This window comes from Rahnella inusitata (genome assembly GCF_018288855.1).
Taxonomy (GTDB): domain Bacteria; phylum Pseudomonadota; class Gammaproteobacteria; order Enterobacterales; family Enterobacteriaceae; genus Rahnella; species Rahnella inusitata.
Window position 1 is genome coordinate 2708248 of record NZ_CP065024.1, and the last position, 26745, is coordinate 2734992.

Here is a 26745-nt window from a genome sequence, read left to right on the forward strand (position 1 = left end):
ATGCGTACTGATGACTGGGTGACCCGTTTACACGATCTGCAAACCCGTGGCGAACCCTGCGTAGTAGCAACGCTGGTCGATCAGCAGGGTTCGACGCCGCGGGATGCGGGATGCAAAATGCTGATCACCGCTGACCAGCTTTTTTACACGCTGGGCGGCGGCAATCTGGAATTTCAGGTCACGGCGATTGCCCGCGAGATGCTGCAAAAGGGCGAACAGAACAGCCGTTTTGAACGCTTTTCGCTGGGTGCACGACTTGGACAGTGCTGCGGCGGAATGGCTTCGGTGCTGCTTGAACCGCTGGGACATCCGCAACCGCAGGTGGTGGTGTACGGCGCAGGCCACGTCGGCAGGGCGCTGGTGAATATTCTCAGCACACTGCCGTGCCGCATCACCTGGGTGGATGCCCGCGCCAGCGAATTCCCCGCGCAGGTCGATGCACAGATTACCTGCATCGTAGATGAAGAACCTGAAGGCACGGTGGCGCAGATGCCCGCGGGCAGCTATTTCATGGTTCTGACTCACGATCATCAGCTGGATTTTGCACTGAGCGAGCGGATCCTCAAACGCGGCGATTTTCGCTACTTCGGCCTGATCGGCTCCGAAACCAAGCGAAAACGCTTCGACTATCGTTTATCCGGTAAAGGGATTTCAGCAGAGCAACTGATCCGCATGCGTTGTCCGATTGGGTTGCCCGACGTGCGTGGAAAACTTCCGGCAGAAATCGCCGTGGCGATCGCCGGGGAGTTTATTGCAGCCTATGGGGCGCACGCGCAAATCAATGGCGTTTTTTAAACTCAAAAGTGCCAAAGCACCGGCGAAAGAAGTCATAGTGGCGGCTCCGCTCGCTTACAAAGCGTCAAATTCGATGTGCTACAGTTAAAGGGAAATAAACTGGAATGAAAAACGTCAGGAGGCGTAATGACTAAAGTTGCAATCGTGGGAGCACACGGTCAGATAGGCAAACTGATCATTAAACATTTGCGGGCGCAGGGGCTGGAAGCAATCGGCATCGTGCGTAAACCTGAACAGTTATCGCAGATGGAAGCGCTGGGTGCAGACCCTGTGCTTGTAGATATCGAAAATGCCAGCGCGCAAGAACTGGCGAACGGGCTTAAAGGCGCAGATGCCGTTGTGTTTGCCGCCGGCGCCGGAGGTGGTTCTACAGCTGAACGCAAACATACCGTCGATTACGCGGGCTCTGTCCTTCTTGCGCAGGCTGCGCAGCTGGCAGGGATACGCCGTTATGTGCAGATTTCAGCGATAGGTGTGGATGATCCGCTAAAGCCGGATACCGACCCGGTCTGGAAAGCCTATGTTGAAGCCAAACGCGATGCCGATATCGAACTGCGCAAAAGCGGGCTGGACTGGACGATCATCCGTCCTGGGCCGTTAACCGATGATGCCGCCACCGGGCTGGTCACCTTAAACGAACATGCCGGCAGAGGTGAAGTGACCCGTGAGGATGTGGCGCTGGTGGTGGTCGCCGTACTGCAAACGCCGTCAAGCACCGGCAAACAGTGGGAGTTACGCGGCGGAGATACGCCGGTCAGAGATGCAGTCACCCTTTAACTCTCGTATTCATTTCCCTCCGTTCTGACACTGTCTTCCCGCAAAATCGGGGAGGCAGTGTTTTGATATGTCTCAACGATAAGTTTGGTGAGAGATATGTGCGGGCTTTGTAACAATCCTGTGCATGATTTACGACTGAAATCCTCCCTAAAGAGTGCTAATTTAGGCGCAAATAAAGCGTTGATGTAAAGACCGGCATAAGAGGTTATATCGCATTCCATGAGCACTAACACCACCACTGCTAAACAGCTGGAAGTTCAGCGAATCGCCGAAATTTTATCGAAAGCCATCGCTCAGCAAAGGCTGCGCCCCGGAACACGTCTGGTGGAGTCTCAGCTGGTTGACGCGCTGGGGGCAAATCGCAACCACGTTCAGGTGGCGCTTCAGCGTCTGGCCATGCAGCGCATTGTGACCATCGAACCCAACCGCGGCGCGATGGTGTCTCAGCCTACCGCAAAAGAAGCCCGCGAAGTGTTTATCGCCCGCCGCGCCATCGAGCGGGCAATTGTTGAGAGCATTACACCAGACGTCATGCGCACTCATCGTCAGCGGATCAGTAGTCATATGCGTAACGAACGTGTTGCCACCGCTTCAGAAGACCGCCGCGCCATCGTGCGTGAGCTCAGCGAGTTTCATCTGATCCTCGGTGAGATTTGTGGCAATAGCGTGCTGAGTGAAATCCTGTCGAATCTGATGGTGCGCAGTTCGCTTATCGTTGCGCTTTATCAGCGTAACGAAGTGCCTTCCTGCCAGTGCGATGAACACGAAGCGATCATTAACGCGCTGGAAGCGGGAGACACCGTGCAGGCGGCGGAAATCATGCAGGAGCATCTCGACGATCTGGAAGGTGTGTTGGATCTTGATGATGCGGATGCGGGAGAAATCAACCTGCGGCAGGTCTTGTCCGATTTGTAGCGGTGAGAAGACAAATGCGCCCGCAGTGCCGGGCGCAAATCAGATTTTAGCCGTTATTGACCTTTAACTCGATTGTTTAGGTTTTATCGAAATAACGTGTAGTCAAAATTTTATACAACAAAGGCCGGATTATTCCGGCCTTTGTTTATTTAAATCAATAACCTCCCCGTTACCGAATTTTCAGGCTGTACAAAAATTGACGCCAATTTGACTTAGGGATAATTTAATTCCACTGCGAAAGCGGCAGGTTAGCCAGCATGTTTCGCGCTGGCTCTCTCTTTAAAATGGAGTTTAAAACTATGGCTATTCCAGCTTATCTATGGCTCAAAGACGACGGCGGCGCGGATATTCGCGGCTCTGTCGACGTTACGGGCCGTGAAGGCAGTATCGAGATCCTCGGCCTGAATCACGGCGTCACTCTCCCCACAGACAACGCAACAGGCAAACCCACCGCCACCCGCGAACATTCCCCCTACAGTTTTGACAAGGAGATCGACGCTTCCAGTCCCTATCTGTACAAGGCTGTGACCTCCGGGCAGAAGCTCCAATCAGCAGAAGTGAAGTTTTATCGAATCAATGACGCCGGTCAGGAAACTGAATATTTCTGCGCCGTAATGGAAGGCGTGACGGTTGTCAGCGTGGGGCCGATCATGTACGACGTCAAATCTCAGTACGGGGAAAAGCGGAACCACCTGGAAGTGGTGGAGCTGAGGACGGTTGAGGTCGTGCGATGAGGCGGCTCCTACTTCTGAGCCTGTTCCCATGTCTGGTCTGGGCGGGTGGAAATCTTGCAGACTGGCCAGCCACCCTGAAGGGCGTCGAGTCGGGCGAAAAAGCCTGGCTTGCGAAGGTCCCGGAACTTGCGGCCACGGCGGACGTTAAGCAGGCCGCTGGTCTCGAAGATGCACTTTCTATGGCGTTGCCAAAGAACACCACGGGCGTTCTGGACGCACTCGGCACCATCGACGCAAAAACATGGCCCCATATGATTGGGACCGACATCGTCTGTGGCGTTCCCGTTGAGCTATACACCAGTGACACTATGGTTGAAGATTATTACCAACGAACCCGTCTGGCCCTGCTGGAAACAGACAAAGGAGCAACCTGTCTGTGGATCCTTGAAGCGACATACGAAGAATGGAAAGCAGACAACGCCCGCAAGGTTAAGTAATGTTACCTCCTAATGTACAAAGCCCGGTCGTCTGACCGGGCTTTCCTCACCACTGTGCTCATTACGCCGATTGTGCAGCGCCATCCCGCACATTCAACTCGGATACGGTACCCAGCCTCCGCCATTCAACCGGATGTAGACTTTCCCCTGATATTCCATCACCACGGCGTTTTCATTTTCTGAAACCAGCGGTGTCTGCGGCAGGTTGGCGCTGAAGGTTTTCCAGTCCATTGACGGGCTGGTAAAGACTTTGCCGTCCACGGCGCGGGACACCATTTCGGCGATGGCCAGATAGCTGCTTGGCGCGTCGATCTTCATCGGTGAGGCACTGTGCGGCGCCTGCATGCCAAAGAATTTCACGCCGACCGGAATGTGCGTGATGCCAGGGCTTGGGATGTCGCGCAGGCCGGAAATCTGCATTTTATCGCCAACCAGCGCCGCGCCGTGCTCCGGAACCACCACCAGCATCACTTTACGGCCTGATTTTTCCAGCTGATCCATAAAGGTATTCAGATTGTTGAGCAGGGTTGTGGCACGGCTGCGGTAGTCGGCGCTTTTGTTGCTGCCGACGTAACGGTTGCCGTCATGTAAAGGGATCAGGTTGAAGAACGTCGCAGTGCGCGCGGTACCGGCTTTTTCCTGATTCTCCAGCCAGCGGGTGAATAACTGCCCGTCGTTGAAGATAGGCGAACCGTCAAAAGAGGTCAGCTCATGGCCGAGACCTGCCTGCGACATCAGCGGGGATTTCATGTCGGCGTCGTCGCGCAGGTTGCCGATGTAGTTACCGAACTCGCCGGTGTGATCCATTGCCAGCTGGGAAGTGAAGCCCAGACGCGCCAGATCGTCGAACAGATAGCATTGCTGTCCGGCGGACTGATACAAATTGTGATGCGATGGCTGGCCACAGCTGGCGCGCAGCAGGCGGATGGACGCCGGGCCACTGTAGGCGGTCGCCGAGTTGAAATTGCTGAACACATAATCAAAACGCGACCACAGCGGAGAAGTGGAAAGATTAACCGCGTCCAGATCCGCCCAGGCCAGTGAACAGATATTTATCACCAGCAGATCAAACGGCTGCGCGTCAGCAGGCAGGGCGTCCGGGAAACGCACCGTCCGGCGGCTTTCGTTCTGGTAGAACTGCTCTAAATAGGCGCTGAGATTGGCATCCGTCGGCGGGCCGTTGACCTTATTGTCCGTGCCGGACGCGGCAACGGGCTGTGCAGTTACCGTCGGTTGCACTGCTGCCGTTACCGGCTTTGATGCGAAAAACGGGGTGACGAGGAAGCTCAAATTCACCCACAGCAGCGCGGCGACGGTGAAGGTCGTCAGGCGGATCCACTGTGAGACGAACAGATACCCCACCAGCAGGGCGAAACCGACGCCGATCCACTGCCAGTTGATGAAGCGATCAGCCAGCTCCAGCAAATAGCCCATACTGAAACCGGTAACGTCCGCACCCTGACTGACAATCGAGCGCCAGCCCGGCAGCCAGGTGTCGTGATACAACAATGCCAGCCCGAATGGCAGGGCAATCCACTGACGCCAGCGGTGCACTCGTAAGGAAGGCAGCGGGAATAACAGCACGGCGGCGAAAATCAGGTTACTTAGCGCATCAAAATTCAGATAACCCTGCCAAAGCAGTACAAATTTGAGCAAAAAATAGTAGTTCCAGGCGCCGAGGCCGCGCCAGGATTGCCAGACCCGCAAACGCGGTGCAGAAGGTTGTGATGCTTTCATAGTGACGTTTTGGATTTCCCTGTAGCAGGAGACGCTTCTGCCTGCGCGGCGCGCTGGCGGTGCTTATTGACCATGCTGATGGTGATGGGTGTTAAATAGCGCGGTTTGAAAAAACGTGCAGCCAGCTGGTTTTTCCAGCGCGGCACACGGCTGCGCAGCGCATAACCCAGCGGGATAAAAAGGATCGCCGCCAGGATAAAAATCTCAATGATGTCGCTGATATTCATGTCAGAGTTCCGGTGTCTTTATCGCGGGCGCATCACTGATGGCCAGCGTAATGGGAACGGGCTGATGCACCGGGGCGCGTTTCAGCGGTTCGATTTTGTGAGCGGTATAAGCTTCGGCTGGCAGAACCGGCTGCGGCATCGGCGGTTTGGCGGCAAGACGGCGGACCTCGGACTGGATATCCAGTTCCTGACTCCAGAAGGTCTGGCTGGTAAAAACGTCTTTAACCGGCAGATTGAAGAGAAATGCCAGCACGCTGTCGACATCACTGACCAGGCAATTGGACAGGAACAGATAAAGATGTTTTTCCGTGACGGTCAGGATATCCCCGTCGCGGCGCAAAGAACACAGTGTTACCGCCTGCTGCGGGCTGATGCCGATGGCCGGTCGCAGGGAGATAAGGATCCCGCGTGATTCGGTGGCAAGAGAGGCGTGCGTCCAGATATCTTTCATCACGCTGCAAAATACCGGCAGTGGCAGATAGCCTTTTTGGTGCGTGGGTAAACGGCTGTCGAGCAGCACCTCAATATCTTCCGGAACATGGCGGGTGAAGCTGAGGTTTTGCAGATCGTCGAGCAAAGTCAGAAAGTTGGAAAGGCGCGCTGCGTGTGGAACCACCAGGTTTGCCCCGCAGGCCTGCAACAAACGTTGATCGACATAACGCAGCGAGGAGTTCATTTCGCGAATAACGATTTTCAAACCGTTACCGCGCTGCATGCGCAGGCGATGGATCTGCCGCGCCATAACTTCCACCTCATCGTTTCCGGCCAGGGCAAATATAACCGTTGCGGCACGGGCATGCGCCGCCCTTTCTGCCAGCGCTGCGTTATCCTCAAACAAAAACCAGCGTTCGGAAAGCGAGGGGGCGCCTTCCAGCACGGAGCGTTCAGCCAGTAACATCCACTGGTCATCACCGGTTTGTTCAGCCACTGACGCCGGGGTATTTTTCAGAATTTCCCAGCCGGTTTTGCGCGCGCTCAGCGGGTAAAGAGTATTGGCTTCTGACACCACATTGTCATGCCACCACGACACGCCCCACTGATTGGGTTCCACATCTGTTTTAAGTTCGGCTAACCCACATATTTGGCGATGGTATAAATGCAGCTGGGTTTTAATCGCATTAATACCCGCGCCATAGCAGAGAATAAGACAGGTGCTGTTTTTGTTATCAGTGGTATCGCTGATTTCACGTACCCAACGGGTAAGTTGTTTATCGTTTAACGTGAGCCATGAACTGGCAGGGAGCAATAAAATCATCAATGAGGATTGCGTATGACGTAAACGGTTAATATCTGCCGGCAATGCCAGAAAGGGTTTCTTTCCATTGGTCAGCTGATAATAAGCAATCTGTTTAGGCGTTTCTTTCAAAGAGGTTAAAAGAACATCATCTTCAGCAAGTCTTTTTTGCGGATCATTGCAAACTAAATTGTGTTCCGAAAAAAGAATATTCACTCGTGCAATGCCTTGCTGTGCCTCAATAACTTGCCCGCACAACCGATACGCGGCCTCCTGGCTGTCCGCATTGACCCAGTAAAGACCCCGATTTTGCATTTCCGCTAATCCATTCCAGAATTGCTTCATGCCCAATGAAAAGGAGAGTGCCATAGAGTTAATCTGCTTATATTCGTTTTCGATGGAAACCCACTTGGGACACGTTGATAAATGTGAGTATAATAAATTCTATCATTGCTACATTAAATAATCATAAATCTTCACAATAATGTTTGATACTAAAAAGCCTAAAGGGTCGCTGAATTCTGGCCGGAGAAGGGTGTGAGTTTTTGAGTGAATGCAGGAAGGGGAAAGAATGAACGCCAATATTATAGACTCAGACGAATCCGAACCGGGTAAAGACGATGATTTCTTTGCACTGAGTCACCTTTTTTCTGTATCAGAATTAAATTATGTCGATATAGCCCGTAAAGAGAAAATTCCGCAGCTGATGTCACGCTGGCCGTTGCTCGCAGAGCTGGCAAAATTTGACGAACGTTCCCCACCCGACGCGGAGAAAAAATAAGTATGGCAGTTATCGCGTTACAGGGTTTTCGCGGGGGGAGCGGCACGACGTCTGTCACCGCCGCACTGGCCTGGGCTCTTGCGAAGTTGAATGAAAAAGTTCTGGTGATCGACTTCTCACCGGAGAATATGTTGCGTTTGCATTTTGGTATGCCCTTTGACGAGGGGCGCGGGTGGCAGTCTGCTCATCATGCTGGCGAGCCATGGCACGCCGCGGCCATGCGTTATCACTCCCATCTTGATTTTTTGCCTTACGGCCACGTTTCGCCTTCAGGCGATCGGGTGGCTGATTTCGACTGGTCACGGGCCATCACACAGCTTAAGAATACCGGTGTCTATGATTGGATCCTCATCGACTCCCCGTCTTCGGATCCACTCCCCGCACAATCGGTGGCTGACAGTACGCTGATTTTGCTGCACGCGGACACGCAGTCGCACGTCCGTTTGCACCAGCAGTCGCTGCCAAAAAATGGCCGCTATCTGGTCAATCAATTCATCACCTCAAGCCAGTTACAACAGGATATTTTGCTGTTGTGGCAGGAGACACTCGCGCCACTGATTCCGACGATTTTGCACCGTGACGAAGCGATGGCCGAATCCCTTGCGGCCAAACAGCCGGTGGGCGAGTGGAATGCGAACAGCAAAATCAGCCGCGAATTAAATACGCTGGCGAACTGGTGCTTACTGCATCTGCGCAGCAAAAACGATCCGCGGAGCGCCAGAGTATGAGCCGCCTGCTGAACCTGTTGCTGTTGCCACCGGTGATATCAGGATTGCAGGCGCGTTATCGTCAGTACCGCAGCCATCACGCATCACGCAGCGCTGCCGCCGTCATGGTGTTTTGCGTTGCCTTGGGCTGGTTATTCTTGCGTTTTGAATCTCCGTCATGGCAGCGCGTGAATTCACAACGCACGCGCTGGTATCCGCAGATTTCTGCCGAACACCCGAAGTTCGCTGACCCGTTGCGCTATGTGCTGCAAAGCCTGTGGCTGCTGATCATCCTTCCCTCCAACGGTGTGCGTGAACGTTTTACCTACGTGCGCTGGCCGCAGCAGTTGCGTGACAAAGTCTATGGCTGGCTGGAAGCGCTGCCGGTTAAAGTGGAACAGAATCCGCTGGAGGCTCGCGTCATCCGCCGTGTGAGTACGCTCAATCGCGCGGTGAAACGAGTGCTGATGCTGCTGGCCGGTATTGTGGCGCTGGTTCTGGCGATGTTTTGTATTTCACAGCCGTTCGGCTACACGGCGCAGTTTGTTTTTGTGGTGCTGCTGTGGAGCATCGCGATGCTTATCCGCCGCATTCCCGGCCGTTTTCCGGCGCTGATGATGATCGTTTTGTCGCTGACCATTTCCTGCCGCTATCTGTGGTGGCGCTATACCTCGACCCTCAACTGGGACGATCCTCTGAGTCTGACCTGCGGCTTGTTGCTGTTGTTCGCTGAAACCTATTCATGGACGGTGCTGGTGCTCGGTTACATCCAGACCATCTGGCCGCTGAACCGTAAACCTGTGCCAATGCCGGTGGATGTCTCGACGTGGCCCACCGTTGACCTGATGATCCCCACTTATAACGAAGATCTCAGCGTAGTGAAACCGACGCTGTATGCCGCACTGGGGTTGGACTGGCCTCGGGACAAGCTGACAATTTATCTGCTTGATGACGGCAACCGGCAGGAGTTTGCCGATTTCGCCCATGAGATTGGAATTAAATACATCGCCCGCGAAACCCACGAGCATGCCAAAGCGGGGAATATCAATCATGCCCTGAAACAGGCGAAGGGTGAGCTGGTGGCGATTTTTGACTGCGACCACGTGCCGACACGTTCTTTCCTGCAACTGACCGTCGGCTGGTTCTTCAAAGACAAAAAACTCAGCATGTTGCAAACGCCGCATCACTTCTTCTCGCCGGATCCGTTTGAACGTAACCTCGGGCGCATGCGTCGCACGCCCAATGAAGGTGAGCTGTTTTACGGGCTGGTGCAGGACGGCAACGATCTTTGGGACGCCAGCTTCTTTTGCGGTTCCTGTGCAGTGCTGCGTCGCGATGTGCTCAATGAGATCGGCGGCATTGCGGTAGAAACGGTGACCGAGGATGCGCACACTTCGCTGCGAATGCATCGCCACGGTTACAGTTCGGCGTATATCCGCATTCCACAGGCGGCCGGGTTGGCGACAGAAAGCCTGGCGGCGCACGTCAGTCAGCGGATCCGCTGGGCGCGCGGTATGGTGCAGATCTTCCGTCTGGATAATCCGCTGTTCGGTAAGGGGCTGAAACTGGCGCAGCGGCTGTGTTATGCCAACGCCATGATGCACTTTTTGGCCGGTATTCCTCGTCTTATCTTCCTCACCGCGCCGCTGGCGTTTCTGCTGATGCATGCCTACGTGATATACGCGCCGGCCTTTGCTATCGCGCTGTACGTGCTGCCGCATATGATCCACGCCAGCCTGACGAACTCCCGCGTGCAGGGGAAATACCGTCACTCCTTCTGGAATGAAATCTATGAAACGGTGCTGGCCTGGTATATCGCCAGGCCGACGACCGTGGCGCTGTTTAATCCTCATGCCGGTACCTTTAACGTCACCGCCAAAGGGGGGCTGAATAAGCATGCTTACGTGGACTGGAAAATCAGCCGGCCTTATCAGGTGCTGATGCTTCTCAATCTGGCCGGGCTGTTCTTCGGTATTTATCGCATGATTTACGGCCAGGCAGATGAAGTGCTGACTGTGCTGGTGAGCATGGCGTGGGTGATTTACAACATGATTATTCTGGGCGGCGCGATTGCTGTGGCGTTTGAGTCCAAGCAGGTGCGTCAGGCCCACCGCGTCGAAGCCAAAATGCCCGCATCCTTACTGCGCCCGGACGGCCACCTGTATGTGTGTACCGTTCAGGACTACTCCGACAACGGCGTCGGGCTGGAAACCGACAGTGCCAGCTATTTTAATGCCGGTGACAATGTCACTTTAATTCTGCATCGTGGTTTACAGGAATATGCTTTCCCGGTTCAGGTCAGCCGCGTGTTTGGCAAAAGCATGGGCATGCAGTTGCAACCGTTAACCACACAACAACACATCGATTTCATTCAATGTACGTTTGCCCGGGCAGACAGCTGGGTATTGCGTGAGGACAGTTTCCCGGAAGACAAGCCAATGGAAAGTCTGCGCGAAGTGCTGGGGCTGGGTATTCGCGGTTATTTGCGCATGCTGGATATCGCCCCGCAACGCTACCGTCCGCTGGCCGCCAAAACCCAGTCGGTTGGCAGCTGGCTATTGTCTTTCGCCCCACGTAATCCGCCGCTGTCCGTTCAGCCTGATGAATCAACCCTGATGATGACAAAATAATGAAAAGACTTCCTTTGACGACTTTAGTGGCCTCCGCGCTGATGACGCTGGCTTTGGGTTCTGTGGCGCCCGCGTTTAGTGAGCAGGCTGCGGCCATCGCACCTCAGGCGGACACAAGCGCACCTCAGGTAGCGTTGCCGATGGTTGCGCCTGCGGTCAATCCGATGATTATCCCCGGCGCACCGGTGCGCAGCCTGACGTTGCCGTTTGCAGATGTGGCGCCGACGCCAGGCGCGATTACCTTGCGCGGCATTCAGCCCAACGGGCAGATTGAGTTCGGTGTGCGCAGTGATGAAGTGGTGACGCAGGCCACGCTGAATCTGGAATTCACGCCGTCGCCGTCGCTTATCCCGGTACAGTCGCACCTCAAGGTGTATCTCAACGACCAGCTGATGGGCGTGGAAGTCATCGATAAAGACCAGCTTGGTAAGAAAAACCACCTGCAAATGACGATTGATCCGCGCTACGTCACCGACTTCAACCGCATCCGTCTGGAGTTCATTGGCCATTATCAAAACGTCTGTGAGAACCCGGCCAACAGCACGCTGTGGCTGGAGCTCGGCAAGGGCAGTTCGCTCAGCCTGCAATACCAGAAGCTGCCGCTGAGTAACGATCTGGCGCATTTCCCGGTGCCGTTCTTCGATGCGCGTGACAGCCGTCCGCTGGATCTGCCGATGGTCTTTGCGGCGTCCCCTGATGCCACGCAACAACAGGCGGCGGCCATTCTGGCATCATGGTTCGGCACCAAAGCGCAGTGGCGCGGTCAGTCGTTCCCTGCACTGTATAACCAGTTGCCGGACAGCCACGGGGTGATTTTCGCCACCAACGATAAGCGCCCGGATTTCCTCAAAGATCTGCCGCCGGTGAAAGGACCGGTAGTGGAGATGATGAGTCATCCGGATAATCCGTACGTTAAAATGCTGCTGGTTCTCGGTCGCGACGATCAGGATTTGCTGACCGCCGTGAAAGGGATTGCGCAGGGGAATATCCTGTTCCGCGGGCAGACCGTGGGCGTGGATAAAGTCGAACAGATTCAGGCTCGTCAGCCTTACGATGCGCCAAACTGGGTGCGTACCGACCGCCCGATGAATTTCGGGGAATTGAAACAGTACGCCGAACAGTTACAGTCGGACGGAATTCAGCCTAACCCGATCACCCTGAATATTAATTTGCCGCCGGATCTGTTCCTCATCAGCAGTTCAGGCATTGATATGCGGCTTAAGTACCGCTACACCTCGCCGCAGCTGAAAAACACCTCGCGGTTGAGCATCAGCCTGAATAACCAGTTTATGCAGGATCTGACCCTCAAAACCGGTCACGATGAAGATTCACAATTGTTGCATCTGTCACTGTTGCAGGGGCTGTTCGATGGCAGCAAAGACCTGAATATTCCGGCGCTGAAACTCGGCGCGGTAAACCAGATGCGTTTTGATTTTGATTACACCTCGCTGCTGGCGAGCGGTACGGAAGGTCGCTGCGAAACCTATACGACAGTGCCCAATCATGTGGTGATCGACGACAGCTCGACCATTGATTTCTCCGGTTACCGTCACTTCATGGCGATGCCGGATCTGCGCGCATTCGCCAACGCCGGTTTCCCGTTCAGCCGGATGGCGGATTTGTCCCAGACGCTGGTAGTCGTTCAGCCACAGCCGCAGCCGGTGCAGCTGACCACGTTGCTGAATGCAATGGGGAATATCGGCGCGCTGACCGGTTATCCGGCGCTGGGTGTCGGCCTTACGGAAGATGCAGCGAAAGCTAAAACGACCGATGCCGATTTGCTGGTGATCGGCGCATTGCCTGCCGATTTACGTGATGACAGTATGCGGGATGACAAGAAAGCCAACCTGCTGATTAACGCCGCACGGGATGCAATCAATACGCCAATCCGCCAGACGCCGTTGCCGGATAATACCGCTCCGGCCAGCGACGCCCGCGTCGATGCCAGCGCGCAAATTACCGCGCAGGGGCCTATTGCTGCTGTCGTCGGTTTGCAGTCGCCGTATTTCGATCAGCGCAGCGTGGTGGCCCTGATGGCAAACGGTCAGCAGGGCTTCGACATGCTGAACACGTCATTGCAGGATACCAAACAGCGCGCGCTGATTTATGGCTCCGTGGCGGTAGTGCGTGATTCCGGTACCAGCAGCCTGCGGGTCGGCGATACCTATTACGTCGGGCATCTGCCGTGGTGGGAGCGCGTCTGGAATGCGCTGGCCACCCATCCGGTTTTACTGGCCTTTATGGCAGTGATCGTGGTGATTCTGGCGGCTATTCTGCTGTGGACCGGTCTGCGTACGTTAAGTCGTCGTCGCCTGCATGAAGACGATCAGGAATAAGCGCGTGAAAACTTGTCGTAATACGCCGCTCACCTTTAACCGACTGGCCCTGACACTGGGGCTGTTGCTTTTGCACACCCCGGCGGGCGCTGCGCCGGTAGTGTCGCCAGAGCAATGGTTGCTGGAACAGGTGCGGGTCGGCGAGGCCAGCCATCAGGAAGATCTGGTGCGTCAGTCGCTGTTCCGACTCGAACTGATGGATCCGCAAAATCCGCAGGTACTTTCCGCCCGTTTGCGTCTTTTCCTGCGCGAAGGGAATCAGGCACAGGCGAAACAGCAGCTGGAGAAAATTCAGCAGGTTGCGCCGGGCTCTGCCGAATACCGTCAGGCGCAACTGAGCCTGCACATCGCCTCACCGGAAATGCAGCAAAAACTGCAACAGACGCGTTTACTGGCAACGGCCGGACGTCTCGATGAAGCCAAAGCGCAGTACGACACGCTGTTTCAGGGGCAACCGCCGACGCTGGATTTAGCGGTGGAATACTGGCAGTTAGTCGCGCGTCTTCCGGGGCAGAAAGCCCGTGCGCAAGCGCAGCTTCAGACACTGAATAATCAGTATCCCGGTGATGTTCAGCTGCGCCTGCAACTGGCTCAAATGGCCTTTGATGCCGGAGACAATGCCCAGGCGGTCGGTCTGGTCAAACAGGTAGCCACCACCAATGAAGGGCGATCACCGGCGGCGGATCTCTGGCTGGCGCGCATCAAGGCGCAGCCGGTCGGCAATGCCAGCGTCGATGCGTTGCAGCAGTTTATCGCCACCTTTGATACCGGCCCGCAGGTGATTGCTGCCCAGCAGGAACTGCAGCGTCAGCAGGCCCTGCTGGCAGATCCTCATTATCAGGCGCGCGTCAAAGGGCTGGCGCAGATAGAGAAAGGCGGTTCGACGGCGGCGATTGCGCCGCTCAGGCAAGCCTTGCAGGAACAACCGAATGACGCCGAAGTTCTGGGCGCAATGGGGCTGGCGTATTCCCGCTCGGGTAACCGTCAGCAGGCGCTCGCGATGTTTCAGCGTGCCAAAGCTGCCGAACAGAATGGCTACAACGCCGACAAATGGAACAGTCTGATCCAGACCAACAGTTACTGGCTCAACATCGAGCAGGGTGATAAAGCACTGAAAGCCGGGCAGCCTGAGCAGGCAGAGGCTGCCTATAAACAGGCACAACGTACCGATACCCGCGATCCCTGGGCGCAGATTGGCCTCGGTGACGTCGCTGTAATGCGCAAAAACGACCCGCTCGCCGAACAGGCATACCGCCGCGCACTGTCTCTCGAACCCAACAACGGCAGCGCCGAGCGCGGGCTGGTGAATATCTATCAGCGTCAGTCACCGCAAAAGGCGCTCGATTATCTCAATACCCTGTCTGCGACGTCACGAGCCAGACTCAGCGATCGTCAGAAGAGTTTGCAAAGCGATATGCTGACCGCGCAGGCAGAGAAATATGTGTCGGAGCGCCAGTGGCATCAGGCGGCCAACCGATATGCTGAGGTATTGAAACTCAATCCTGATGATGTCTGGAGCACTTACCATTACGCCAATGCGCTGCGCGAAGCGGGGGAACCGGCGAAAGCCGACGCGGCGTTTGCACATCTGGCTGCTAAGAAGCCGGCGGATCCGCAGCAGGTCTACGCTTATGCGCTGTATCTCTCCGGTTCAGATCGCGACGATGCCGCTTTACGCCATTTACACACCCTGCCGGAAACGACGTGGGACGCCAATATGCGCGAAATGGCGCAGCGTATCGGGCTCGATAAAACGTTCACCGGCATTGATACCGCACTGGCATCGGGCAATACGGCGCTGGCGAAACAGCGCTTGCAGCAGGCAAATCTTTCCGCTGAAAGCCTCAGCTTTAATCAGCAACGCCGCATCGCCACCGCCTGGCTGGACGTCGGTGAAACGACCAAAGCCTATGCGTTATTACAGCCACTGAAGATATCTGCACGTTCGCAACCGGCCGGTCAGGACAAGGCGCTGATTTACCGCAATGCGGCGAACGTCGAGCAGCAGCTCGGTCAGCCGGATCTCGCGCGTCAGGATTACGGGCAGGCGATGGTGGCCAGCGGGATAACCGACAGCGTGCCGCGAGACAACGACGGCTATACCCGTCTGACCCGTAATAACGCCGCGGACGACTGGTTGAAACGCGGGATACGCGCCGATGCCCATGACTTATACCGTCAGCAGGATGTGAATTTCACGGTGGATAACGATTCCTGGACATCAAGCGGCACGCCGGGAAAATCCGATCTGACGGCCAACACCATGATGTTCCAGGCGGATATGCCGGTCTATCAGGGACGCGGATTCCTGCGCGCCGACTGGGTGCGGATGGATGCGGGCACGTTTGACGGTCAGAACGGCAATTATGATGAAAGCTTCGGTACCTGTGGCGACATCAGATCTGAATGCCGCCGTTACCGCAGCCAGAATGCTAACGGCCTGAGCCTGGCAGCAGGCTGGGAAAACGAAACATGGAAAGGGGATTTAGGCACCACGCCGCTCGGATTTGAAGTAGTGGACTGGGTCGGCGGGCTGGCGTACAGCGGTGACTGGCATCAAATCGGCTGGACGACCACCGTTTCACGCCGACCGATTTCCAGCTCATTACTGTCTTTTGCCGGTGCGAAAGACCCCGGCACGAATACCCCCTGGGGTGGCGTTCGCGCAACCGGTGCCAGTCTCGGCCTGAGTTACGATCAGGGTGAGGCCAACGGCGTGTGGGCCGATCTCAGCGCGCATCAGTTGACCGGCGAGAACGTGGCGGATAACACCCGCGAAAGGCTGATGGGCGGCTATTACTACAAAGTCATCAATGAAGATAACCGGCGGGCGACCGTCGGCCTGAGTTCGATGGTCTGGCATTACCAGAAAGATCTCAGCGGCTATACGCTGGGACAGGGCGGTTATTACAGCCCGCAGCAATATTTTTCTCTGGCGGTACCGGTGAATTATCGTCAGCGCACCGAAAACTGGTCATGGCAGCTGGGCGGTTCGGTCTCCTGGTCGCGTTCCTCCACCCGCGATCAGACGCGTTATCCGATCCAAAGTCTGGTGGCAGATACGGTGATGAACAATGAAACGGATAAAACGGCGGTTGATTCTGGCAGCAGCGGTTCTGGTTTCGGTTATACCGTGCAGGCGCTGCTGGAAAGAAGGGTGAGTTCGCACTGGACGGTCGGGGCAGGCGTGGACATTCAGCAGGCGAAAGATTACACGCCGAGTCACTATCTGCTTTACGCCCGATATTCGCTGGGCGGATGGCAGGGCGATCTGGATATCCCTCCGCAGCCTTTAACACCTTACGCTGACTTTAAATAAGACGTATAAATGAAATAAAAAAGAGGGGGATCGGATGATCCCCCTCTTTCATTTGCAGCGCAGAACGCCTTTTAACAGCGTTGCGTCAGTTACTGAGCCGGAACCGGTGCAACCGGCGCAACCGGCGGTGCCAGAGGCGCCGGGGCTTCTGTCTGTGGCTGAGCAACAGAACCGCCGAAGATGCCAAACAGACCGGCAAATTCCTGCAACGTCATTTTCTGACCGTTCAGATCAACCTGATTGTCGGCATAGCTGAAGCTGCTGGAGATGGTGTCATCTTTGACCGTGGTCAGTTTAAACATCTGGCCCATGGCTGCGATACCCTGAACCTGCTGCTGTGCCAGTTTGGTGGCATCGTCGCCGGTGTAACCTTCCAGTTTCGCGACCTGCGTGGTGACCTCAGTCGCCATTGGCAGCGGGATGGACAGTTTAGCGTCGATCTTGCTGACCAGCTGAGACAGCATCTGGTCCTGAGTTTGTGCAGGCGTTGCGGACGGATCTTTCAGATCCAGCTGCAGGTTGAAGGTACTTTCGCCTTTGCTGTTTTTCCAGCTCAGCGGAGCAATGCTGATGCTCGGGTTACCTTTAAGCAGTAATGGCAGGTTTGCCAGCACCAGGTCAGCAGCTTGTTGCTGATACACCTGCGGATCCAGTTCACCTTGCTGCATCAGCAGGGCGCGCGATTGCTGGTTGTAGTTATCAGCAAACTGTTTCAAAGCCGCACCGTCCAGCTTATCCAGCTTCAGGGATAGTTTTGCAGAACCGAAATCAGCACCCTGAATTTTCAGTGCATCAAGGGTGTAATCCTGCTGGCCGCCAATGTTATTGCCGTTCTCAGAGAATTTGCTCACCAGCTTGAAGTTTTCCAACGAGACGGCGTCTTTACCGTCAACGTTAACCAGGATCTGTTTCACGTTCAGGTTTTGATCGCCCACGCCGACCTGGAATTTACCCTGTTGGGTATCGCTGTCCATGTCAAAACCGCTAAGCGTCACTTTCTCAAGCTGGCCCCACTGGTTTTTAGACGTGATCGCTACGCTGTCGATGTTACTTTTCAGCTTCATCGCCGTCAGTTCTTTATCTACATCCACATTCACCGTACCGCCGGAGAATTGCAGCTGGCTGTCTTCTTTCTGGTAAGTCACCGGAATGATGTCGATAGCCGAAGAACTTGCGCCGCTGTAGGACACACGGCTGTCTGCGGTGATGAGCGAACGGCCTTTGGTCACGTCAAACAGTGGTTTCAGCGTTGGCGTGTTTTGCAGTTCTGAATGCACCGACGCCATGCTTGGGATCAGGTTGAATTTCTTCAGCTGAGCCGCAGGGAAAGGGCCGTGATCGATGGTTTCGATAAACGCGATTTCATCGCCAGTTTTCAGAGCGCTGGTACCCGCGGTAGCCGCAGCGGCGTCAGGTTGCAGAACGATGCGCAGTTTGCTGCTGAACAGCCCGCGATGATAATCCTGATAGCTGACTTTCAGACCGGCTTTCGGGAAGGCAGTCTGCAACTGGGTGTTGGCTGCGGCGACTTCCTCATCCATATGCTGCTCAATGAGTTTACCCGTGTACCACGAGACGCCTGTCCAGGCTGCGCCAAGGACCACAATGACGCTTACAGCGACTAACGACTTCTTCATATCTCTGTTTATCCTTATGAAATGTCTCGAAAACAAAAAACGCCTTGCGGCGTTAATAGTCCCCTGAGTGTAGCTCAATCAGTAAATAATTCATCAAATTGAGGCCATTAGCCTCAATTTGTTTAACTAATTGATCATTTACTGAGGATATTGAACACCCGTGCAATGCGTCCGTTACCGCTGACCGTAACGGGCGACTCGCTGGCAGACAGATAACCGGATTCGCCCGGATTGAGCACCAGCGTTTCATCGCCTTTCACCAGCACGCTCTGGCCTTCAATACAGAAGACGATGGCGGCGCTGTTCTGCTCCAGCGTTTGCGGTTCCGCAGACAGGCTGTGAACCGAGAACGCAAAATCTTCGACCGGGATCGGGAAGTTGAGCTCCGCGCCTTTCTCCACCGGCGTGGTCAGCAACTCGCTGGCCGGTTTGGCGTTGAACTTCAGATTCGCCAGCAGTTCCGGGATATCGATGTATTTCGGCGTCAGACCGGCGCGCAGAACGTTATCGGAGTTCGCCATCACTTCCAGCGACACGCCTTTCAGATACGCATGCGGGGTTTCCGCATACAGGAACATGCCTTCGCCCGGTTGCAGCGTGATGACGTTCAGCAACAGCGGAGAGAAGAGGCCGGTATCCTCAGGATAAAATTCAGAAATACTGCGAATGGTGTCCCAGGGCTCGCCGTGCTGATTGCTCAGCACGGATTTCAGCACGTCCAGCGCGCGAGATTTGTCTTCGCCTTCCAGACTCAGTAAGCCGGCAAACAGCGTACGCAGGTGATCGACATCAGGATAAGAGAGGAAGCTTGCAATCAGCGCATGCGCACCGGCAACCGGCTGCAATAAAGAAACAATCTCACGCAGTTCGCGGAAACCGTTCATTGCCTGGAATGGCGTCAGGGCATAAACCAGTTCCGGCTTGTGATTGGGATCTTTGTAGTTACGTTCAGCGGCATCAAGAGGAATGCCATTGGCGTTCTCCTTGGCGTAACCCAGTTCGGCAGCGCCTTTACTTGGGTGAACCTGAATGGACAGCGGCTGATCGGCACACAATACTTTGAACAGGAAAGGCAACTCACCAAAACGTTTGGCGACTTTTTTACCTAACTGCTCGTCAAGATTGGCGCTGATTTGCTCGCGCAGTGAAATTTTCTCACCGGCGGCATTCTCCACCTGCGAACTGCTTTTCGGGTGAGCGCCCATCCAAAGTTCTGCCATCGGACGACCTTGCGGATCCGTAATACCATAAAGTTCGGTCAGCGCGTCTTTACTGCCCCAGGCGTAATTTTGTACACCGTTATGCATCTTTTGCATTGCTTCATCCTGAATGGAAAATTCTACCCGCTAGTAAACAATGACGGCGCGGCCTTTACAACTGCGAAGGGTCAAAAAGTGCGGTGAATGACAATTCTTCTCATTTACAGCGGGCGCAGTGATACGTTAGCCTTATATGTCACTATACTCGACTGGCCGCTGATGAAAGCCTGTAAGCGCCAACGGCTTTTGAAAACCCTGCAAAAACCTGACACTCATTCGAAAATAAGTATCTAAGGAGACAACAATGACAGCGACTCGCATTGAAAAAGACTCAATGGGGCCTATCGATGTTCCGGCAGATAAGCTTTGGGGCGCACAGACGCAACGTTCGCTTGAACACTTTCGTATTTCCTCCGAAAAAATGCCTCCGGCGCTGATCCACGCGCTGGCCCTGACCAAGCGTGCGGCCGCCAGCGTCAATATGGATCTGGGATTGCTGCCCGCCGAACGGGGCGATGCCATTATTGCTGCCGCCGATGAAGTGCTGGCCGGTAAACATCCGACTGAATTTCCGCTTTCGATCTGGCAAACCGGTTCCGGTACCCAGACCAACATGAACATGAACGAAGTGCTGGCCAACCGGGCGAGTGAAATCCTTGGCGGTGAGCGCGGAGAAGCGCGGAAAGTGCATCCGAATGATGACGTGAATAAGAGTCAGAGTTCTAATGACGTTTTCCCGACTGCGATGCACGTCGCCGCCGTTCTGGAGCTGCGTGAAACGCTGCTGCCAGAGCTGAAGGTTCTTCACAAGACGCTGGAAGCGAAAGCCGAAGCGTATCGCGATATCGTTAAAATTGGCCGTACGCATTTGCAGGACGCGACGCCGCTGACGCTTGGCCAGGAGATCTCTGGTTGGGTGGCGATGCTGGCGCACAGCGTTAAGCATATTGAAAACAGTATTCCGCACATCGCGGAGCTGGCGCTGGGCGGCACGGCGGTAGGGACGGGGCTGAATACACATCCCGAATACGCGGTGCGCGTGGCTAAAGCACTGGCCGAACTGACGAAGCAGCCGTTCGTCACGTCACCCAATAAATTTGAAGCGCTGGCCACCTGCGATGCGCTGGTACATGGGCACGGTGCACTGAAGGGGTTGGCCGCGTCACTGATGAAAATCGCCAACGACGTCCGCTGGTTATCTTCGGGCCCACGCTGCGGCATCGGCGAGATCTCCATCCCTGAGAACGAGCCGGGCAGTTCGATCATGCCAGGTAAAGTCAATCCTACGCAGTGTGAAGCCATGACTATGCTCTGCGCGCAGGTGCTGGGAAATGACGTTGCGGTCAATATCGGCGGCGCTTCCGGCAATTTCGAGCTGAACGTGTTCCGTCCGCTGGTGATCCACAACTTCCTGCAATCCGTCCGCCTGCTGGCTGATGGTTTGCGCGGTTTCAACGAGCACTGTGCCGTGGGCATCGAACCGAATCGTGACCGCATCACGCAGCTGCTGAACGAATCGCTGATGCTGGTGACGGCGCTGAATACGCACATCGGTTACGATAAAGCGGCCGAAATCGCCAAGAAAGCCCATAAAGAAGGGCTGACTCTGAAGGCGTCGGCGCTAAAACTCGGTTACCTGACCGAAGCACAGTTCGACGAATGGGTTCGCCCGGAAGCCATGGTCGGCAGCATGAAGGGGTAATGTCCTTCTGATGTCACTCCCCTTAAGAGGTCCGGCTTGCCGGGCCTTTTTTCATTTGTAGCGGCATATCACAGAGGATAATCGGTATATAAATGCAGCCGTTTAATCAACAAACTCAGCGGCTGAGACTGCGGCTTGTATTTATGTTTGATGGCGGTTACATCGTAATCTGGCAGTTCACCTAACTTTGGGACCTGCATCATCGGCATTTTCTGGCACAGCGCGATCAGCGGCAGCGGGCAGGGGTGCTGCACCTGTTTCTGACTGTTGCGATACCACACTCGGGCGATTGGCTGTACCTTCACAGGGCGTTTAAACTTCAGCGCGGCATGCTCCGGTAATCGTTTAACATCAATCATTTCCCGGTTAATGTTTTCCATCCACTGCTCGCGGGTATACGGTGAGACCGCCCGGCCAGCGTTGAGGCTTTTTTCGAGCATCGCCAGCACTTCGCCCCGGCTGACGTTCTTGATAATGTGCTTGTTCGCCCATCCAAACCGCACCGAATCAGGATCGTTGAGGAAAGTAACCGAGCGGTAGGCGTTAAGCGTAATCAGGCCGCGCAAATGGGTATGGACAAACTCGAAGCGCTGCTCGCGGGCAAGACCTGATTCCACGGTAACAATGTGCTCGAGTTCAGCTTTCAGTTTATTCACTTCTTCGATGAGCAGCAGGGCAGACTGATGTTCAGCGGCATCAACGGCATAGCACAGCACGCCGGGCAGGCGGACAGCGGATTTACTGCTGATATTCTCGTTATTATGATGAATGAACAGCCGCTGAAAATGCTGCAACGCCATCTCCTGTGCGGCTTCGCCGATATAAGGGGTCACCGCGATTTTATCGGCAGGATTAAGCTCCTCGCCTTTGGCGATTTCCGGCAATGCAAATACCCGCGCCTGCAATAATTCCAGCTTACTCAGAAAGTTCCCGAGGTCGTGCAACGCCATTTCCAGCTCATTGAAACAACCGTTCATTCGAGCAATTAAATCATAATCTGCCATACCGCCTCCAATTAGTTACAACATACAGTTTAGGGTAAGATTAAAAAAAGTGCACACTTTAACTTTTGTAATGTCATCATTGTTTAGCAGGGCCAAGGGGCTGCGTTTACGCGTCCTTTGGGCCTGTTTGGGCGGCAAGCCCAAGGTTTTGACCTTAATGCCAGTACGGGACGCAACCCACGGTCTTAATTTGTTTTTAACAAACCCGGTCGGGTAGACTACCTCAAACCCTTTCCCCCGAGCCCTGTCATGACTGATGATCTCATCCGTTGCCCCTGGAACCTTCAGGACACCCTAATGATCAATTACCACGATACAGAATGGGGTAAACCCGTACGAGAGAGCCGCGCGCTGTGGGAAAAACTCATGCTCGATGGCTTTCAGGCAGGGTTATCCTGGCGCATTGTGCTGAAAAAGCGGGATGCGCTACGCCTGGCGTTTTGCAATTTCGAACCACAGAAAGTCGCCGAATTTACCGAAGAAGACATCGAAAGGCTGGTGAAAAACGCCGATATTATCCGTTCTCGCAGCAAGATAATGGCGGTGATTAACAACGCGAAAATGTATCTGGCCATGCAACAGGCGGGGGAAGATTTCGGTGAGTGGATTTGGGCGCAAATCGGCGGTAAAGCTATCCAACATCAGGGGCCGGTTCCAACCAAAGATGCGCTGTCTGAACGTATATCGAAAGATCTGAAAAAGCGCGGTTTTAAGTTTGTCGGCCCGACGATAGTGTATGCGTGGATGGAAGCCACCGGGCTTATCAATACCCATCATCCGGATTGTTTTCGCCGGGCACAGGTGGCGAAAGAAGCCTGATTTGACGCACTATTATCTGTCAGGAGAACTGTTTTTGATACTGTGACGGTGTCACGTTTAACTGCCGTAAAAAGGCTCTTCGAAGAATATCCACGCTGGAAAACCCGCATTGTGCGGCGATTTGCTTTATCGCCAGGCCGCCGGTTTCCAGCAACTGCCGGGCATGAAAAACCCGTTGTTGTTCCAGCCATTGCGCCGGTGACTGGTTTAATTCCTGATTGAATAAGCGTGTGACGTGTCGGGCGCTCAGCCCCATATGCATTGCAAAACTTTGCACGTTATGCGGCTTTTCGAGGGAATTTAGCACCCAGCGTTGCACATCCTGTAACGCAGAACGACCACTCAGCGAGGCTTGTCCGTGACGGCTAAACTGAAGCTGGCCGCCGGGGCGTTTAAAGAACATCACCAGCTGCGCAGCCACATCCAATGCAGTTTCCCGGCCAAGATCTTCCTCCACCATATGTAGCGCTAAATCCAGCCCGGAGGTCACGCCCGCAGCGGTGCGCAGTTCACCGTCGGCAATAAAAATCGCTTCAGCTTCTACGAAAACCTGCGGATAATCCAGACTCATTTTTTCAGCCACCGACCAGTGGGTAGTGACACGCCGGTTATCCAGCAGTCCCGCGGCGGCAAGCAGCAATGCGCCGCTGCAAACGGAACCAAAGCGTTGTGCGTGATGACTCCAACGACAGATTTGTTCCTTTAACATTTCGTCATGGATAAAGGGAGTAAGCGCTGGTGCACCGGCCACCAGAAAAGTGTCCAGATTGGCGGGAAGCGGGGCGGCCAGCGTTAAATCAGCCAGCAGGCGGGTGCCGGACGAGGATGTAATAATAGGATCGGTCATCGCCATCACGCTGAGTTTATAAACTTCACGACCTCGCTGCTGATTAGCTTCGGCAAAGACATCCAGCGGACCGGAAACGTCGAGCAACTGCACGCCAGGCACGGCCAGAATCACAATGTGTTTAAGCATGAATAGATTTCCTGTCGCAGAACAACGCAATGTCTTAAATCGTAATATTACGTCGATTGATGACATTCATCCTGCGGCTTAAGCTGGTTTTAATCAACCCGACAGGAGAACTATCATGAGTCTTAACATACAGGGCATCCGCATTCCCGACAGCAAAATGGCCCGCGAAGCGACCGAATTAGTTCGCGATACCGAATCAGATTTATTGTTTCATCATTCCAGCCGCGTGTATTACTGGGCGGCATTGGCCGGGCAGCAACGTGAACTGAAGGTCGATCACGAACTGCTTTATATTGGCTGTATGTTTCACGACATGGGGCTGACGCATGAAAATTGCAGCTGCGATAAACATTTCGAAGTTGACGGCGCCAATGCCGCACGGGAATTTATGCAGCAATACGGCGTCAGCGCCGGGGATATGGATAAAGTCTGGACGGCGATCGCGTTACACACCACACCTGGAATTCCCGAGTTTATGGATCCGGTGATTGCACTGGTGACAGCAGGTGTAGAAATGGATGTGCTGGGGCTAAATTATCAGGTATATCAGGATGATGTACGTGAAGCTGTGGTTGATGCACATCCGCGAACGGCGGCGTTTAAAGAAGATATTATTCAGGCATTTTATGACGGCATCAAAAACAAACCGCAAACGACGTTCGGTAACGTCAAAGCAGACGTGATTGCAGATAAAGAACCGGCGTTTATCAAAGGGAATTTTTGTTCGATTATTCGCAATTCGCGCTGGCAGGGCTGAAGAAGAAAAGGGCGCGCCAATGTTGAAGCGGCGCGCTTTATGGCAGTTAAATCAGGCGAAACTCAATCATAAACAGTTCTTTCAGCCCCGGATAAATTTCGCTGATGACATGATTCAGTTCCGGTAATGTCATATTTTCTTGTACCGCGTGGGTATCGTTGAGATCGTCAAACTGCACCGGCGTCACGCCAGTCACTTCAATATTGCAGAAATAGACATCATCTTCATAACGACTGACCCGTACCTGGTCTCCCGCAACAAAATCTGCATCGCTGGCTTCACGCAGGGTAATTGTTTTACGACCGGCAAGGATGTCGGTTTCAAAACGGCGATAAAAAGTGATGTTTTTCATAAATGTTCCTGCATTTCCAAAAGACAAATCGTTTGAGAGAATCTGAGAGCACATTTCAACACAATAACTGTAGTAGCGACAGTAAAGCGAATATCCCGGTTTAGTTACCATAATCAATGTTTAGGCTGGTTTTAAATGTCCGCCTTTTGGCTAAGTTAAAATGTCCGTCTGATAAAGCACCGTCTGGTTTAGCCAGGTTTGCCAAAGATGGATTCTGACTGCGTTTGTAATTGTGTGAGCGCGTCCAATATATCGCCCTGATTCAGCGAGCGCTGAGACTTCTTGCCCGGTGATTTTTTTCTTCTCGGTGCTTCTCCATCCTGACGCGGCAGCGCCTGCGAGCGCGTGTTGTCCCGCTGTTCCTGCACCAGTTTTATCATCTGCAGCGTCCGGCCCAGCCGCTTGTTGTCCACGATGGCTCCCTGATCAATGTCTCCCAGCCGGTCATAAGTGGTAAAGGGCAGGGAAGTCCCGTTTGCACGCAGCTCAATCGTGCCATTCGGATATTGCCAGACCTCTGCGTATTTTCCCTGAAAACGGCGACTGAGTTCATTATCCTCAAGTAAATACAATACCTTATCATATTGTAATGTCAGGCTTTTTGAGATGCGGCGCGGTTCGCGCCATGTGAAGATAGCATCCAGATCATCCTCTCGTTCCAGCGGCCGGTGAACGTCAAAGTCATGGCGCGGCGGTTTGGCAAAACGCCGGTTGTAGTCGGCCATATATTCATCGGCAAAGGCATTGGCGTCCTCCGGTGTGCTGATATTCCTCAAACGCAGCTCCTTTACCAGACGATCCTGCAACGTAAGATGTGCGCGTTCAACGCGGCCCTTAGCCTGGCTGCTGTTGGCACAAATCCCCGTGATGTTGAGACTCTCCAAAGCGCGACCGAACTGAGTCTGGCCAGAACCGCCGTGAGCGTGCGGGTTATTTATGCGAAAAACGCTGGCCTTATCGCTGTAAAACGCCAGCGGGCGTCCATGGCGTTCAAGATAGGCGCGGGTGGCATTGAAATAGCTGAACGTGGACTCGCTGTGGACAAAGCTGAGCATCATCAGCCGGCTGGTTGCGTCATCGACGTAGACCAGCAGCGTGCAGGCGGGAGCGCGATCCTCGAACCAGTGATGATCACAACCATCAATCTGAACCAGTTCACCGGTGCAGGCCCGCCGATAACGGGGCTGATGAATTTTAGGCGCCCGAAGCTTCCGTGGGATCCATAATCCTGACTGGGTCATGAGCCTGCGGACAGTCTCTTTAGCAAGGACAAGATCGTGCTGTTCGGCCAGCTTCTCGCAAGCCAGCGTAGGTCCAAAATCCGCGTAGCGTTCACGAATGATGGACAGCGCAAGTTCTGCGATCCCGGGCTGAAGCTGATGATTACCGCGCATGCCACGGCGGCGATTGGCGACCGAAAGCGGACCTGACTGCCGGTAACGTTCGAGAAGACGACGGCAGTGACGGTCCGTGATATTAAGTCGCAGCGCGGCCAGACGTGTGGTCAGCCTGTTATCAATGACATCCTGCAAAATCTTGAGGCGGTTAACTTCATTCATCGTGAAAAACTCCGAACCGTGTGCCGTCATCAGTCGTGTCCTCAGCGGATA

Annotated in this window: 22 protein-coding genes; 13 read left to right on the forward strand and 9 right to left on the reverse strand. The window is 54.4% G+C overall.

The genetic code is table 11. The annotated features are described in order from the left end of the window. From xdhC to I2123_RS12730, 5 genes are all read left to right on the forward strand, one after another. Positions 1 to 795: a xanthine dehydrogenase accessory protein XdhC gene (xdhC, locus tag I2123_RS12710; RefSeq protein WP_213050611.1), complete on the forward strand. Its 795-nt coding sequence runs from the start codon at positions 1 to 3 to the stop codon at positions 793 to 795. Between the two features lie 126 nt (positions 796 to 921). After that, positions 922 to 1572, forward strand: a complete 651-nt coding sequence (locus tag I2123_RS12715) for an NAD(P)H-binding protein (protein ID WP_112167789.1) — start codon at positions 922 to 924, stop codon at positions 1570 to 1572. A 219-nt stretch (positions 1573 to 1791) separates the two neighbouring features. Beyond that, a complete protein-coding gene (locus I2123_RS12720) occupies positions 1792 to 2487 on the forward strand; it encodes a GntR family transcriptional regulator (RefSeq protein WP_112167788.1) in 696 nt (231 codons plus the stop codon). Positions 2488 to 2786: 299 nt separating this feature from the next. Beyond that, entirely contained in the window at positions 2787 to 3221 is a 435-nt protein-coding gene (gene tssD, locus I2123_RS12725; RefSeq protein WP_213050612.1) for a type VI secretion system tube protein TssD, read from the forward strand. Beyond that, entirely contained in the window at positions 3218 to 3658 is a 441-nt protein-coding gene (locus I2123_RS12730; RefSeq protein ID WP_213050613.1) for a hypothetical protein, read from the forward strand. Before tssD ends, I2123_RS12730 begins: the two co-directional genes overlap by 4 nt. 93 nt (positions 3659 to 3751) lie before the next feature. Here I2123_RS12730 and bcsG read toward each other — a convergent pair whose 3' ends face one another. From bcsG to bcsE, 3 genes are read right to left on the reverse strand one after another with little or no spacing between them, the layout of a single operon-like run. Further along, the gene (gene bcsG, locus I2123_RS12735) at positions 3752 to 5395 is read right to left on the reverse strand and encodes a cellulose biosynthesis protein BcsG (protein ID WP_112167786.1); all 1644 of its coding nucleotides are present in this window, start codon (positions 5393 to 5395) and stop codon (positions 3752 to 3754) included. Continuing rightward, complete coding sequence (bcsF, locus tag I2123_RS12740) at positions 5392 to 5622, reverse strand: cellulose biosynthesis protein BcsF (RefSeq protein WP_112167785.1); 231 nt, start codon at positions 5620 to 5622, stop codon at positions 5392 to 5394. Before bcsF ends, bcsG begins: the two co-directional genes overlap by 4 nt. A gap of 1 nt (position 5623) precedes the next feature. Then, on the reverse strand, positions 5624 to 7225 hold the full coding sequence (gene bcsE, locus I2123_RS12745; protein WP_213050614.1) for a cellulose biosynthesis protein BcsE: 1602 nt from the start codon (positions 7223 to 7225) through the stop codon (positions 5624 to 5626). A 202-nt stretch (positions 7226 to 7427) separates the two neighbouring features. On the opposite strand from bcsE, the gene bcsR reads away from it, so the two are divergent. From bcsR to I2123_RS12770, 5 genes are read left to right on the forward strand one after another with little or no spacing between them, the layout of a single operon-like run. Continuing rightward, positions 7428 to 7637, forward strand: coding sequence for a cellulose biosynthesis protein BcsR (gene bcsR / locus I2123_RS12750; protein ID WP_112167783.1), 210 nt, complete (start codon positions 7428 to 7430; stop codon positions 7635 to 7637). A 2-nt stretch (positions 7638 to 7639) separates the two neighbouring features. Next, the gene (bcsQ, locus tag I2123_RS12755; protein ID WP_213050615.1) at positions 7640 to 8365 is read left to right on the forward strand and encodes a cellulose biosynthesis protein BcsQ; all 726 of its coding nucleotides are present in this window, start codon (positions 7640 to 7642) and stop codon (positions 8363 to 8365) included. After that, complete coding sequence (gene bcsA, locus I2123_RS12760) at positions 8362 to 10974, forward strand: UDP-forming cellulose synthase catalytic subunit (RefSeq protein WP_213050616.1); 2613 nt, start codon at positions 8362 to 8364, stop codon at positions 10972 to 10974. The genes bcsQ and bcsA overlap by 4 nt, the downstream gene beginning before the upstream one ends. Further along, the gene (gene bcsB, locus I2123_RS12765; protein WP_213050617.1) at positions 10974 to 13310 is read left to right on the forward strand and encodes a cellulose biosynthesis cyclic di-GMP-binding regulatory protein BcsB; all 2337 of its coding nucleotides are present in this window, start codon (positions 10974 to 10976) and stop codon (positions 13308 to 13310) included. Before bcsA ends, bcsB begins: the two co-directional genes overlap by 1 nt. Beyond that, positions 13291 to 16629 carry a cellulose synthase subunit BcsC-related outer membrane protein gene (locus I2123_RS12770; RefSeq protein WP_213050618.1) on the forward strand — a complete coding sequence of 1113 codons (3339 nt, stop codon included), beginning with the start codon at positions 13291 to 13293 and terminating at the stop codon, positions 16627 to 16629. Before bcsB ends, I2123_RS12770 begins: the two co-directional genes overlap by 20 nt. An 89-nt stretch (positions 16630 to 16718) precedes the next feature. Here the strand turns inward: I2123_RS12770 and I2123_RS12775 are convergent, their stop codons facing one another. Next, positions 16719 to 18266, reverse strand: coding sequence for a YdgA family protein (locus tag I2123_RS12775; protein WP_213050619.1), 1548 nt, complete (start codon positions 18264 to 18266; stop codon positions 16719 to 16721). 134 nt (positions 18267 to 18400) lie between these two features. Further along, complete coding sequence (gene manA / locus I2123_RS12780) at positions 18401 to 19582, reverse strand: mannose-6-phosphate isomerase (protein WP_213050620.1); 1182 nt, start codon at positions 19580 to 19582, stop codon at positions 18401 to 18403. A gap of 247 nt (positions 19583 to 19829) precedes the next feature. Between manA and fumC the strand changes: the two genes are divergently transcribed. Then, a complete protein-coding gene (gene fumC, locus I2123_RS12785) occupies positions 19830 to 21227 on the forward strand; it encodes a class II fumarate hydratase (protein WP_112167776.1) in 1398 nt (465 codons plus the stop codon). A 68-nt stretch (positions 21228 to 21295) separates the two neighbouring features. On the opposite strand, the gene tus is transcribed toward fumC, so the two are convergent. Next, complete coding sequence (gene tus, locus I2123_RS12790) at positions 21296 to 22231, reverse strand: DNA replication terminus site-binding protein (RefSeq protein ID WP_213050621.1); 936 nt, start codon at positions 22229 to 22231, stop codon at positions 21296 to 21298. A gap of 249 nt (positions 22232 to 22480) precedes the next feature. Between tus and I2123_RS12795 the strand changes: the two genes are divergently transcribed. Continuing rightward, positions 22481 to 23050, forward strand: a complete 570-nt coding sequence (locus I2123_RS12795) for a DNA-3-methyladenine glycosylase I (RefSeq protein ID WP_213050622.1) — start codon at positions 22481 to 22483, stop codon at positions 23048 to 23050. A gap of 19 nt (positions 23051 to 23069) precedes the next feature. On the opposite strand, the gene I2123_RS12800 is transcribed toward I2123_RS12795, so the two are convergent. Beyond that, entirely contained in the window at positions 23070 to 24026 is a 957-nt protein-coding gene (locus I2123_RS12800; protein ID WP_213050623.1) for a GlxA family transcriptional regulator, read from the reverse strand. Positions 24027 to 24141: 115 nt separating this feature from the next. Between I2123_RS12800 and I2123_RS12805 the strand changes: the two genes are divergently transcribed. Then, positions 24142 to 24783, forward strand: a complete 642-nt coding sequence (locus I2123_RS12805) for an HD domain-containing protein (RefSeq protein WP_213050624.1) — start codon at positions 24142 to 24144, stop codon at positions 24781 to 24783. Between the two features lie 46 nt (positions 24784 to 24829). On the opposite strand, the gene yqfB is transcribed toward I2123_RS12805, so the two are convergent. Together yqfB and I2123_RS12815 are read right to left on the reverse strand one after the other, a co-directional pair. Then, on the reverse strand, positions 24830 to 25135 hold the full coding sequence (gene yqfB, locus I2123_RS12810; protein WP_213050625.1) for a N(4)-acetylcytidine aminohydrolase: 306 nt from the start codon (positions 25133 to 25135) through the stop codon (positions 24830 to 24832). Between the two features lie 188 nt (positions 25136 to 25323). Further along, positions 25324 to 26724, reverse strand: coding sequence for an ISNCY family transposase (locus I2123_RS12815; protein WP_213050626.1), 1401 nt, complete (start codon positions 26722 to 26724; stop codon positions 25324 to 25326). Positions 26725 to 26745 lie beyond the last annotated feature (21 nt).